Raw genomic sequence first — 12,354 nt, 5'->3', positions numbered from 1 at the left:
GAAAGGGTGCGAGCTCCACCCAAAAGGAGAATGAAATGCCGAAGATGAAGACCAAGAAGGCCGCTGCAAAGCGCTTCAAGATCACCGCAACAGGCAAGCTGAAGCACGGCGTCGCCGGCAAGCGTCACCGCCTGATCAGCCACAACGCGAAGTACATCCGCCAGAACCGCGGCACGTCCGTCGGCGCCAAGGCTGATGAAGCCCGCGTGAAAAAGTACCTGCCGTACGGCCTCTGAGCCGTCGCCGCTGCACTCAACGATCTTGAAACAAGGAGGCTCAGATGCCCCGTTCCCGCGCTAAAGTACCCGCCCACGCCCGCCACAAGAAAATCCTGAAGCAGGCCAAAGGCTTCCGCAACCGCCGCAAGAATACCTTCCGCATCGCGCACCAGTCCGTCTGGGAAGCCGGCCAGTACGCCTATGTCGGCCGTAAGGTGAAGAAGCGGAAATTCCGCTCGCTCTGGATCCAGCGCATCAACGCCGCTGTCCGCATCCACGACGAGAACATGAACTACTCGACCTTCATCAACGGCCTGACCAAGGCCGGCATCGAAGTCGACCGGAAAGTCATGTCCGACATCGCGATCAAAGATCCGGCAGCCTTCGGCGCGCTCGTCGCCCAGGCCAAAGCCGCGCTCGCCTAAGCCCTAAAGACCAGACAGGAACGATCCGATGTCGAAGTCCCCGAACTCCGTCCTGCACCCGGCCAAGAAGCCGCGCGTCAAGCGCCGCAACGCGACCTGGAAGGCCAATCTCGGCAAGCGCGCGAAAGTCCGCGTGTTTGGCAACACCAAGCGTGCGCGTACCGCCCGCAAGAAGGCTGCCGGCAAGTAATTCTGCGCTTATCGCAAATGTTGAGAGCCCGGCGCTTGCGCCGGGCTTTCTTTTTTGGTCACTCGATTGAACCAAGCGTGGTGTGTGCATTGCGGAGCAGGGGATGACCATGAGCGACGACGATCCGCCAATTGAGGAGTCGTTGCTGGACCTGTTCCCGTTTCCGGTGGAAGTCCTTCCGGGAGCGTCCATCCTGCCGGCCATGTCGGCCAGCCTTGCCCGGTTCCCGAATTCCTGCCCGGTCATCCTCGGAAACGAGTTCAGTGTGAGCCGATTGGCGGAAGAATTCGAAGACGGCGCCCCGCGGTGGTCGCCCGAGATCATACTTGAACGCGCTGCCCGGGTTTCAGTGGATGGCTTCCTTGCTGAAAGGCTGGCAGAGCTGGCTGAGCAGAATGCCGAAAGTGAGCCCCCCGCCGGCCCCACGTCTGTTCATACAGAGGCCGGCCCGGAAGGCGTCATCATGGAAGCGCGAGTGAATGCCCGCTTCGGGGTGGATGGCATACAGTTTGTTGACGGCCTTCCACGCGGTCCCTGGCCTGAGGATGCCGGCAGCAAACAGACCGAACCCGGTGGTTTTCTCGACATTCTTACCGGCCAGCCGTTTCGCGAATGCGCCCTGGCTCACATTCCGGTTGCTCAGACCCGCCCTTGGGAGGTGTTCGCGCATTTGTGCTTCGGTGCGTGGAACGAATGCCCGGAACCGGCCATCCACGTCGCCCTTGCAAAAGACTGGCACGAAAGGTTCGGAGCCCGGATCGTTACGGCGCACTTCGACACAGTTGAGTTCAAGGTAGACCGGCCTGTCAGCACCCGCGAGGAGGCAATGGAACTGGCAAAGCAATTTTATGCGTATTGCCCGGACATCGTCGACCAGGGCACAGGAACAATCGATTCGCTTGCCGCAACGATGCTTGGCGCGAAGGTCTGGTTCTTCTGGTGGGACTAGCCAGCAGGCAGGCGGCAAAGACGGCGTTATCACTCATCGGGTTGGCGGGCGCCACAGACGGAGCTAAAGAGCCGCCTTGGATTCCAGAGTGAGGCAAGACCTTGTCCGATATCAAGCAGATAGAAGCTGAAGCCCTCGCCGCCGTGGCCGGAGCTGCTGACCTTGAGGCGCTGGACGCTGTGCGGGTTGCCGAACTGGGCAAGAAGGGGCGGATTTCCGGCCTGATGGGTGCCCTTGGCAAGATGAGCCCGGAAGAGCGCAAGGAGAACGGCCCGAAGCTGAACGCGCTGAAGAACCTCGTCGACGAGGCGATCCGCGCCCGCAAGACCGAGCTTGAGGCCGCCGCGCTGGAGAGACAGCTGGCCAGCGAAAAGCTGGACCTGACCCTCCCGGCGGCGCCCGGCCCGAAGGCCGGCGCGCTGCATCCGGTGATGCAGGTGTTCGAGGAAGTCGCGGCAATCTTCGGCGACATGGGCTTCACCGTGGCCGAAGGCCCGGACGTGGAAGACGACTGGCACAATTTCACCGCGCTGAACTTCCCGGAAGGCCACCCGGCGCGCGAGACGCACGACACCTTCTTCATGAAGGCGCAGGAAGGCGACACGCCCAAGGTTCTGCGCACCCACACCTCGCCCGTGCAGATCCGCACCATGATGAAGCAGAAACCGCCGATCCGCATTCTGGTGCCGGGCCGGGTCTACCGCAACGACTGGGACGCAACGCACACGCCAATGTTCCACCAGGTCGAAGGCCTCGTCATCGAGAAGGGCATCCATATGGGGCACCTGAAGGGCTGCCTCATCGATTTCGTGAAAGCGTTTTTCGAGGTGGATAATGTGGAAGCGCGCTTCCGCCCGCACTTCTTTCCGTTCACGGAGCCTTCGGCCGAGATGGACGTCAAGTACACCCGCAAGGGCGAAGCGATCGAGATCGGCGCCGGCGACAGATGGATGGAGATTCTCGGTTGCGGCATGGTGCATCCGAATGTGCTGCGCAATTGCGGGATCGATCCGGCCGAGCATCAGGGCTTTGCCTTCGGCATGGGCGTCGACCGCCTCGCCATGCTGAAATACGGCATGCCGGACCTGCGACCCTATTTCGAGGCCGATCCGCAATGGACACGCCATTATGGCTTTGCACCGTGGTCGACGCCGAGCGTCAGCGGCGGACTGAGCTGAGGACGCAGCGATGGGCAATGGCAACAAGGCCGAAATGCTGATTGCGGTCTGCGCGGTGATGACCAGCGTGATCGCGCTGTTCGTCGCCTGGGACCAGGGCCGCGTGATGCGCGCCCAGCAGCATGGCGCCGTGTATCCGGTGATCCAGATGGACGGCTTCGTTTCGACATCGGTGGACCGCGCTTCGCTCGGCATCCGGATCAGCAATAGCGGTGTCGGCCCGGCCATTATCGAGTCGGTCCGGATGCTGAAGGACGGCAAGGCCGTCGAGGGGCTGTCGACCTACCGGGATCAGCTGCCGGCGAATTATGACCTGTCCTGGGCCGGCCTGACCGGACGCGCGCTGGCGCCCGGCGACGAAATCACGCCCATCGATATTTCCTGGAAGCGCGAAGACATCACCTCGGCGCAGCTTGCAGCCGTCGCTGAAGAATGGGGCGGGCTGGTCATGGAGATCTGCTATTGCTCCGTGTTCGATCGTTGCTGGCGCGCCCGGGATCTCGGAACGGCGCGCGCCGAACGTGTCCCGCGCTGCGAGCGCGGCACGACCGACATTTTCGAAGAGCTGCGGACTGCGCCGCGGCTGCCTGAACCTGAGATGCCCGAAGGGGACACACCATGAAGTTCACCCTGTCCTGGCTGAACGACCACCTCGTCACCAAGGCGACGCTTGACGAGATTCTCGGCCATATGCTGAAGGCCGGTCTCGAAGTCGAGGAGGTCCACGATCCGCGCGACGCGCTGAAGGCGTTTACCGTCTGCAAGGTGATCGAGGCGGAACCTCATCCGGATGCGGACAAGCTGCGCGTGTGCAAAGTCGAGACGGTCGATGGCCTGAAGCAGATCGTATGTGGCGCGCCGAATGCGCGCGCCGGCATGACCGCGATCTATGCGCCGCTTGGCGCCTTCATTCCGGGGCTGGATTTCGCGCTGGACAAGAAGCCTCGCGCCATTCGCGGCGTCGAGAGCCATGGCATGATGTGTTCCACCAAGGAACTCGAGGCGGGCGACGACCATGACGGGATCGCCGATCTCGACGCGTCGATCCCGCTGGGCACGCCGGCGGCCGAGGCCCTCGGACTTGCCGATCCGGTAATCGATTTCGAAGTGACGCCGAACCGGCCGGACTGGCTGGGCGTGCAGGGCATTGCGCGTGACCTCGCCGCCGGCGGGGCGGGGCGCTTCATCCAGGCAGACGTGAAAAAGGTCTCCGGCAGCTTCGACTGCCCGGTCGAAATCAGGCTCGAGGCGAAAGAGGCGTGCCCGATGTTTGCCGGCGCTCTGGTGCGCGGGGTGAAGAACGGTCCGTCTCCGGACTGGATGCAGCAGCGCCTGAAAGCGGTCGGCCTGCAGCCGAAATCCCTTCTGGTCGATGTGACCAACTATATTTCGCTCGACCGTGCGCGGCCGCTGCACGTCTATGATGCGGCAAAGCTGCGGGGCGCCGTCGTGGCGCGTCTTGGCCGCAAGGGCGAAAAGCTCGAAGCGCTCGACGGCAAGACGTATCAGATCGGCGAAGACATGTGCGTGATTGCCGATGACAGCGGCGCCATCGGCCTCGGCGGCGTGATGGGCGGACAGTCCACGGCGGTTTCGGACGAAACGGTCGATGTCTTCATCGAAAGCGCCTGGTTCGACCCGCTGCGCACGGCCCGCACCGGCCGCGCCACCGGCATCCATTCTGATGCCCGCTACCGGTTCGAACGCGGGGTCGATCCGCAGAGCTGTGTCGACGGGCTCAATCTCGCCCTCGGACTGATCCTTGAATATGGCGGCGGCACGGCCTCCAAAGCCAATATTGCAGGCTCCATCGCGGCGCGGATCGAGAAGGTGACTTTCTACCCGGCGGATGTCGAACGCCTCACTGGACTCGTCGTCAAAAGCACGGAAATGCGCCGTATCCTGAAGGATCTGGGGTTCGGCATCGAGGATGCGGGCGATGCCTGGTACCTGATGCCGCCGAGCCACCGGTTCGACATGGAACAGTCGGCCGACATCGTGGAAGAGATCGCGCGCCTCATCGGCTACGACCAGTTGCCGACGACGTCGCTGCCGGAGCCGGCTGGCGGTGTGCGTGCCATCACGACGCCGCTGCAGCAGCGGGTGCGCACGGCGCGGCGCGTACTGGCGGCGCGCGGCTTCCTTGAGGCCGTCACCTGGAGCTTCATGTCGAAGGAGCATGCGCGCCTGTTCGGCAAGACGCCGGATAGCCTGACGGTCGCGAACCCGGTGGCGAGCGAGCTCAACCAGATGCGCCCCTCGATCCTCGCAAATCTGGCCGTCGCTGCGCAACGCGCAGCCAATCGCGGCGAGCCCGGCATGCGCTTTTTCGAAGCGGGCCCGGTCTATCTCGGCGATGGCCCGGATGACCAGCGGACCATGGTGGCGGCGCTCGTGCGTCCGGCTGCGGTGCGGCACTGGCAGGGGGCGCCTCAGGCTTATGACTCCTACGCCGCCAAAGCGGACCTGCTGGCCGTGCTCGACGCGCTGGGCCAGCCGGCCGACCGGTTCCAGGTCGCCGCGCCGACCCAGCCGCACTGGCATCCGGGCCAGGCGGCGAGCCTCCGGCTCGGCCCGAAAGTGACGGTTGCGCATTTCGGGGCGCTGCACCCCGGCGTGCTGAAACAGCTCGACGTAGAAGGCCCGGCCTTCGGCTTCGAACTGAACCTCAACGCCTTGCCGGTGATGAAGATGAAGGCGACGAAGACCAAGCCGGTACTGGAACGGTCGGACCTGACGCCGATCCGCCGCGACCTTGCTTTCCTGGTCGATGATGCCGTTTCCGCAGGCGAGATGGTGCGCCACGCTCAGGGCGCCGACAAGCAGCTGATCCACTCAGTCGACGTGTTCGATGTCTACCAGGGCACGGGCGTTCCGGAAGGCAAGAAGTCGGTCGCCTTCGAGGTGACGATCCAGCCGAAGGAAAAGCTGAAGGATGAGGACATCCAGGCCCTGATGGACCGCATCGTTGCGGCCGTCGCCAAAGGGTCCGGCGGCGTGCTAAGGGGATAATCAGGCAAGCGCGGGTGAGGGAAGGATGGCGGTCCAGCAGCTGATGGTGCAGCAGGGACTGCGCTACAGACTCTACATGCAGCTGGTGCCGGAAGCGCGCTTCCGGGGCATTTCGGCGACGAACCTTCTGGTCGTCGGGCTGGTCCTGCTGAGCTTCCTCTTCCTGGCGCTGGAAACCGAGCCGACCCTGAACACCCAGCCCGGCTGGCAGCAGGCCTTCGCCATCTTCAACGTCTTCGTCGTTGCGGCATTCGCCGTGGAATACGTGCTGCGCGTCTTTATCGCCGGGCTGGACCCGGAATATCGCGGCCTTGTCGGGCGCCTCAAATACATGACGCGGTTCTATTCGATCGCGGACCTGCTCGCATTTTTTCCGGAACTGGTCGTGATGTCGCTGGGTCTTGGCGTGCCGCTGATCGGTTTGCGGGTGCTGCGCCTGTTCCGGCTGATCAAGATTGCGCGCTTTGTGCCGGCCTTCAATATTTTCGGGGCAGCGGTGCGCCGGGCGGGGACGCAGCTCCTCACCGCGCTCGCGATGGCGCTGGTGCTGGTCTATGTGTCAGCCGTTGCGCTCTATTTCATTGAAGGCGTCGGCGGTGAGCACCAGGAGAGTTTTGCCTCCATCCCGCGGGCGATCTGGTGGGCGATCGCGACACTGACCACGGTCGGCTATGGCGATGTCTATCCGGTCACGCCGCTCGGGCGGGTGTTTGCTTCGGTCATCGCGATTGCGGGGATCGGTGTTGTGGCCTTGCCGGCCGGCGTTTTCGCCAGCGCGTTCTCCGACGAACTGCGTGAGCGCCAGGACGCAAAACTGTCAGAGCGGGTGCACGACTATACGGCGCAGGCCGAGCAGCGGCCGGCTGACCCGCCGCCGGTGGACTAGTCCTCAATCCCCGCGCGGGCGTGTGGTGACGAACAGGGCCCCGGCGCCTATGATCGACAGACCGATGCCGAGGGGCAGGGGCCGTTTCCAGAACAGGCCGCCAAGGATGAGGGCCGCAAGCCCCATGCCGCCCAGCGCGGCGGTCTTGGCGGCGCGGCTGAGCGCGCCTGTCTCGACAAAGGTGCGGATCGGCGGGCCGATCTTTGGGCGGGTGTAGATCCATTCCGCCCAGGCCGGGTTCGAGCGGGCGAAGGCCAGCGCGGCGACGATCCAGAACACGGTGGTAGGCCAGATGGGAATGAACAGGCCGATCGCGCCAAAGGCGAAAGCGACTGCTCCAAGGATGCGCCAGCTCCACATGAGACAGCATGTGGCCCGGCCGGGTGCCGCTGGCAAGCATGGCGAGTGACGCGGGCAATCGCGAAAATCGTTGAATAATGTCCGAATTGTCCAATTCGCGCCCTGTTCGTGCCTACGCGAAGATGTGTAAGAGTGTTCATGATGTCTGAAGGAGAGGGTTTATGACGCACTTCAATCCGGGCCGGAGGGGATATGCGAAGGCCGTTGCCGCGGCACTACTCGTGGGTCTGCTCGCGGCATGCGGCGGAGGCGGCAAGAAGGAGAAGGGCGGCGAAGGCAGTGAAGCCGGCGCCGTCGTCCAACTCTCTCCCGCAGACAGCGTGGCCGCCAAGCAGCGCGAAAAGCGGCGCCAGGCGGCCATCGAGGCACGGGAACAGGAGTTCACCTATTTCCGCTACCGGATCGACACCAAGGGCGACGACCCGCTCGCCTGTTTTGTGTTTTCCGCCGCTCTCGATCCGGAAGAGGACTACTCTCCTTATGTGGAATTCCGCCCGGCCTTCAAGCCGGCGCTGAGCGTTGAGGGCCGCGAACTGTGCGTCGGCGGCCTCAGTTTCGGGTCCGAACGCACGGCGACGCTGCTGTCCGGCCTGCCATCGGCGGACGGGCGCACGCTGAAGAACACCGAAGAAGTGCCGATCGATTTCGCTGACCGGCCGCCTTATGTCGGCTTCAAGGGCACAGGCGTCATCCTGCCGCGGGAAGACGCTGACGGTCTGCCGATTGAGACGGTCAATGTCGACAAGGTCGAGATCACCGTTTCGCGCATCAATGACCGGGCGCTCGTGTTCAAGCGCGTCGGCGAAGGCGAGACGACCGCGCAGGGCCGCTATTCCTGGACCTGGGGCGAGGACGACCCGGACGATGTGAAGGAAGAATTGTTCAAGGGCACGATCGATATTGCGCGTCAGCAGAATGCGCCGGTTGTGTCGGTTTTCCCGCTCGAAGCAGCCATCGGCACGCTGAAGCCCGGCGCCTATTTCGTGACGGTGAAGGATGCGGCGGACCTCGACGCGTCTGTCGGCCCGCCGGCCTCGTCGAGCCGCTGGATCATGCTGACCGATCTCGCCATCACGGCCTATGAAGGCGAGAACGGCCTCGATGTAACGCTCCGTTCCCTGAAGGATGGCAAACCGATCTCGGATACGGCGGTCCAGCTGATCGCGCGCAACAATGACGTCCTGTCGGAAGGAAAATCCGACCAGCAGGGACGGGTCGTGTTTCCGGTGGAACTCACCAAGGGGCAGGGAAACCTTGCGCCAAAGCTGATCCTTGCGGTCAGCGCCAAGGGTGAACTCGCTGCACTGGACCTCACCCGTGCGCCGGTGGACCTGTCCGACGAGGAAGTTGGCGGGCGCGACACGCCTGAACTGATTGACGCCTATCTCTACACCGACCGGGGTATCTACCGGCCCGGCGAAAGCGTGCGGCTGACCGCCATGCTGCGCGACCGGACCGGCGAAGCCATCGACGGGCGTTCGGGCAATCTCGTTCTGTATCGTCCGAATGGTCTGGTTGCCGAAAAGGTGCGGTTCGAGGATCCGGAATCGGCCGCTGTACAGCATACTTTCCTGCTGCCGAAAGGCGCCTCACGTGGCGAATGGCGCGTACAGGCCGAGATGGACGGCCTGTCGGGCTCGTCCGGCACGGTGCGGTTCGCGGTCGAGGATTTTGTGCCGCAGCGTATCGCTGTGGACCTGAAGACGGATGAGGCCACGCCGGTCAAGCTGGGTGGAACGCGGGAGGTCGAAATCGCCTCGCGCTTCCTCTACGGCGCGCCGGGTGCGGGCCTGACGGTGAAGACCGAGGCGCGCGTCGAGCCGGAACCCAATCCGTTTCCGGACTATCAGGGTTTCCGCTTCGGACGCCACGACACGACTTTCCAGCAGCGCATCCTCGAATTCGCCGACGTCACGACGGATGGCGCCGGCAATGCGGTCGTGCGGCTGGAACCGGGCAATGCGGGCAGCAATGCCGGCCTGCCGCTGCGCCTCAATACGGTGGTCAGCGTGCTGGAACCGGGCGGCCGCGCCGTCGCTGAAAGCGTGCGGGTGCCCTACCGGCCGGAGCCGCTCTATATCGGCCTGAAGCCGGGCTTCGACTATTCGGTGGAGCAGGGGGGCGATGCCGTGTTCGAAGTTGTCGCCATGAGCGATGACGGCAAGGCCATTTCGCGTCCGCTCAAGTGGAAGATGTTGGCGATCGACTGGCATTATGACTGGTACAATGACGGCGATTCCTGGCGCTGGCGCCGGTCGCGCACGGTCACCAAGGTAAACGAAGGTGTCCTGACGACACCGGCAAATGGCGCAGGCGAGATCCGGGTGTCCGGCCTCGACTGGGGCAGCCATGAGCTGGTTGTCGAGGGCACGGGCGGCGACTCGAGCGCGGCGGCCAGCGACGATTTCTATGTCGGCTGGGGCGGCTACGTCTCCGATGACGGCACTGAAGCGCCGGACCGTGTGAAGGTGACGGGCCCGGTCAAGTCGCCGGAAAGCGGCCAGACTGCGGAAATCACCATTGTGCCGCCCTATGACGGCCAGGCCCAGCTTGTTGTGGCAACGGACAAGGTGCTCTCGGTGCAGAACATCGCCGTGACCGAAGGTGGCACGCGCGTGACCCTGCCAGTGAACGACGAATGGGGCGAAGGTGCCTATGTCATGGTCACGGTCTATACCGAGCGTGACCCCGTGCTGCGGGCGAAGCCGCGGCGCGCTGTCGGTGTCACCTATGTGCCGGTCAACATGGACGCCCGCACCTTCGACGTCGCCATCAGCGCGCCGACAGTCGCCCGTCCGCGTGGGGAACAGGTGATCGAGGTCGACATCTCGAACGGCCCGAAAGAGCCGGTCTATCTGACGCTGGCGGCCGTGGACGAAGGCATCCTGCGTCTCACCAAGTTCAAGAGCCCGGACCCGGTGTCGTATTATTACGGCAAGAAGGCCCTCGGCGTGGAACTCTATGACGACTATGGCCGCCTGCTCGATCCGAACATGGGCCTGCCGGCGGAAGTCCGCACCGGTGGTGACCAGCTCGGAGGCGAAGGCCTGACCGTGGTGCCCGTGGAATCGGTCGCCCTGTTCTCCGGAATGGTCGATGTCGGCCGGTCCGGCAAGGCCAAGATCCGGTTCGACCTGCCGCAGTTCAATGGCGAGTTGCGGCTGATGGCGGTTGCCTGGTCGAAGTCGGGCGTCGGGTCGGCCGAGTCGAAAATGGTGGTGCGGGACCAGGCCCCGGCTGACCTGATCATGCCGCGCTTCCTGGCGCCGGGCGACGAAGCCGTGCTGACCGCCAGCATCGACAATGTCGAACTGGGCAATGGTGAGTTCTCGACGCTCATCAGCGGAACGGACGGCGTGTCCGTGGCAGATGGCAAGCTGACAAAGACCCTGCAAAAGGGCCAGCGCGCTGACCTGCCGGTCCGCATCGAGGCGGGCGAGGAAGGGATCTCCCGTGTGCGGATGAGTGTGGAAGGCCCGGAGCGCTATGCGGTCGACCGGTCCTATCCGATCCAGACCCGCTCGCCTTACCTGCCGGTGACGCGCGCGACCACCAAGCTGATGCAGCCGGGCGAGTCTTTCCAGATCACGAAAGACCTTCTGGCAGACCTCGTGCCGGGGTCGGGCGCGGTGTCGGTCGGTTTCTCGAGCATTCCGGTGGATGCCGGCACGCTCTACGCCTCGCTCGACCGCTACCCGTATGGCTGCACCGAGCAGACGACCAGCCGCGCGCTGCCGCTGCTCTACTCCGAACAGCTGATCGCCATGGGCGCCAAGGGCGCGAATGACGATCCGAAAATGCGCATACAGGTGGCGGTGAACACATTGCTGAACCGTCAGGGCGGCGATGGTGCCTTCGGCCTGTGGCGGGAAGGGGATGGCTATGCCTCGCCCTGGCTCGGCGCCTATGCGACCGACTTCATCTATCGCGCGAAGGAAGCCGGCTATTCCGTGCCGGACGAAGCGCTCGACCGGGCCTTCGGCGCCCTGCGCAGCGTGTCCACCGGCGATGCCTGGCGGGTCTACGGCTACTCGACGGATGTGTATGAGAGCCGCTATTCGAACGACACGCAGGACCAGCTGATGAAGCGGTCGGCAGCCTATGCACTCTATGTGCTGGCCAAGGCTGGCAAGGCGGACATTTCCCGCCTGCGTTACCTGCATGACCGCGAACTCGGTTCCATCGACAGCCCGCTCGCCCGCGCGCATATCGGGGCGGCCCTCGCCCTGATGGGCGACCAGGCCCGTGCGAACTCGGCCTTCAAGGCGGCGGAGGAAAAGCTCGGCTACAACAACACCGGCGACTATTATCAGACGCCGCTGCGCGATGAGGCCGCTATCATAGCACTCGCCGCCGAAGCTGACCAGGCGGGGACGCTGGAACGCCTCGCCGAACGTCTCGGCAAGGAATCGCCGGACCCGAGTGCCCTGACGACCCAGGAAAAGTCGTTCCTGCTGCTGGCCGTGAACGACCTCAACAAGGGCGGTGACGGTTTCCGCGTCGATGTCCAGGGCCTTGGCGCCGGTAATGAAAATGACCGGCAATATGCGCTCAGCGAAGATCAGGCCACGGACGGTGTCACCTTCAAGCTGGGTGGTAAGGCGCCAATGTTCCGCACGGTGCTGGTCAGCGGCTCTCCGACGGCGCCGCCGCCGCCGGCTGCCTCGAAGCTGAAGGCCGACAAGTCCTTCTACACGCTGACCGGCGGACGGGTGGATCTTGCCCGCGTCGCACAAGGCGACCGGCTTGTCGTCAAGCTGACCGTCTCGCCGGAAGAGCGCCGGCTCAATCCGGTGATCGTCGCAGACCTTCTGCCGGCGGGCTTCGAGATCGAGACTGTGCTGCGTCCGTCCGACGGCCGCAACGAGTACAGCACATCGGGTGCCTTCGCCTTCCTCGGCCAGATTGATGAGGCCCAGACGACGCAGGCACAGGACGACCGTTTCGTCGCCGCCATCGACGTGTACGGAAAATCGATCACGCTGGCCTATGTCGTGCGGGCCGTCACGCCGGGCGACTTCGCCATCCCCGGCGTCGTTGCCGAGGACATGTACCGGCCGCAGGTCTTCGCCCGGTCGCGTGCCGGCCGTGTGACCGTCACGCCGGCCCTGTCAACGGCCGAAGGAGGCCGCTGAG

General features: G+C 64.3%; 10 protein-coding genes. 9 read left to right on the top strand and 1 reads right to left on the bottom strand.

What is annotated here, in order from left to right:
* Window positions 1–35: 35 nt before the first annotated feature.
* The 8 genes from rpmI to R3C13_RS03275 all read left to right on the top strand — a co-directional run bounded on the left by rpmI (window position 36) and on the right by R3C13_RS03275 (window position 6,858).
* Complete coding sequence (rpmI, locus tag R3C13_RS03310) at window positions 36–236, top strand: 50S ribosomal protein L35 (RefSeq protein WP_371309369.1); 201 nt, start codon at window positions 36–38, stop codon at window positions 234–236.
* 44 nt (window positions 237–280) lie between these two features.
* Entirely contained in the window at window positions 281–643 is a 363-nt protein-coding gene (rplT, locus tag R3C13_RS03305) for a 50S ribosomal protein L20 (protein ID WP_371309368.1), read from the top strand.
* Between the two features lie 28 nt (window positions 644–671).
* Window positions 672–833 carry a hypothetical protein gene (locus R3C13_RS03300; RefSeq protein ID WP_371309367.1) on the top strand — a complete coding sequence of 54 codons (162 nt, stop codon included), beginning with the start codon at window positions 672–674 and terminating at the stop codon, window positions 831–833.
* A gap of 109 nt (window positions 834–942) precedes the next feature.
* Window positions 943–1,782 (top strand): DUF4253 domain-containing protein, encoded by an 840-nt coding sequence (locus R3C13_RS03295; RefSeq protein WP_371309366.1) that lies wholly within the window; start codon window positions 943–945, stop codon window positions 1,780–1,782.
* 101 nt (window positions 1,783–1,883) lie between these two features.
* Entirely contained in the window at window positions 1,884–2,960 is a 1,077-nt protein-coding gene (pheS, locus tag R3C13_RS03290) for a phenylalanine--tRNA ligase subunit alpha (RefSeq protein WP_371309365.1), read from the top strand.
* A gap of 10 nt (window positions 2,961–2,970) precedes the next feature.
* Window positions 2,971–3,582 carry a hypothetical protein gene (locus tag R3C13_RS03285; protein ID WP_371309364.1) on the top strand — a complete coding sequence of 204 codons (612 nt, stop codon included), beginning with the start codon at window positions 2,971–2,973 and terminating at the stop codon, window positions 3,580–3,582.
* Entirely contained in the window at window positions 3,579–5,972 is a 2,394-nt protein-coding gene (gene pheT / locus R3C13_RS03280) for a phenylalanine--tRNA ligase subunit beta (protein ID WP_371309363.1), read from the top strand. The genes R3C13_RS03285 and pheT overlap by 4 nt, the downstream gene beginning before the upstream one ends.
* Window positions 5,973–5,997: 25 nt before the next feature.
* Complete coding sequence (locus R3C13_RS03275) at window positions 5,998–6,858, top strand: ion transporter (RefSeq protein ID WP_371309362.1); 861 nt, start codon at window positions 5,998–6,000, stop codon at window positions 6,856–6,858.
* Between the two features lie 3 nt (window positions 6,859–6,861).
* Here R3C13_RS03275 and R3C13_RS03270 read toward each other — a convergent pair whose 3' ends face one another.
* Window positions 6,862–7,218, bottom strand: a complete 357-nt coding sequence (locus R3C13_RS03270) for a YbaN family protein (protein ID WP_371309361.1) — start codon at window positions 7,216–7,218, stop codon at window positions 6,862–6,864.
* Window positions 7,219–7,379: 161 nt separating this feature from the next.
* Here R3C13_RS03270 and R3C13_RS03265 point away from each other — a divergent pair, with 161 nt between their 5' ends.
* The gene (locus R3C13_RS03265) at window positions 7,380–12,353 is read left to right on the top strand and encodes an alpha-2-macroglobulin (protein ID WP_371309360.1); all 4,974 of its coding nucleotides are present in this window, start codon (window positions 7,380–7,382) and stop codon (window positions 12,351–12,353) included.
* Window position 12,354 lies beyond the last annotated feature (1 nt).

It is taken from the genome of Hyphomonas sp., from assembly GCF_041398385.1.
Classification (GTDB): domain Bacteria; phylum Pseudomonadota; class Alphaproteobacteria; order Caulobacterales; family Hyphomonadaceae; genus Hyphomonas.
This window is presented reverse-complemented; position numbering and strand designations above follow the sequence as displayed.

Coding starts and splice junctions, on each gene's coding strand:
- rpmI (WP_371309369.1), top strand. CDS start 36: ATGCCGAAGATGAAGACCAAGAAGGCCGCTGCAAAGCGCTTCAAGATC.
- rplT (WP_371309368.1), top strand. CDS start 281: ATGCCCCGTTCCCGCGCTAAAGTACCCGCCCACGCCCGCCACAAGAAA.
- R3C13_RS03300 (WP_371309367.1), top strand. CDS start 672: ATGTCGAAGTCCCCGAACTCCGTCCTGCACCCGGCCAAGAAGCCGCGC.
- R3C13_RS03295 (WP_371309366.1), top strand. CDS start 943: ATGAGCGACGACGATCCGCCAATTGAGGAGTCGTTGCTGGACCTGTTC.
- R3C13_RS03285 (WP_371309364.1), top strand. CDS start 2,971: ATGGGCAATGGCAACAAGGCCGAAATGCTGATTGCGGTCTGCGCGGTG.
- pheT (WP_371309363.1), top strand. CDS start 3,579: ATGAAGTTCACCCTGTCCTGGCTGAACGACCACCTCGTCACCAAGGCG.
- R3C13_RS03275 (WP_371309362.1), top strand. CDS start 5,998: ATGGCGGTCCAGCAGCTGATGGTGCAGCAGGGACTGCGCTACAGACTC.
- R3C13_RS03270 (WP_371309361.1), bottom strand. CDS start 7,218: ATGTGGAGCTGGCGCATCCTTGGAGCAGTCGCTTTCGCCTTTGGCGCG.
- R3C13_RS03265 (WP_371309360.1), top strand. CDS start 7,380: ATGACGCACTTCAATCCGGGCCGGAGGGGATATGCGAAGGCCGTTGCC.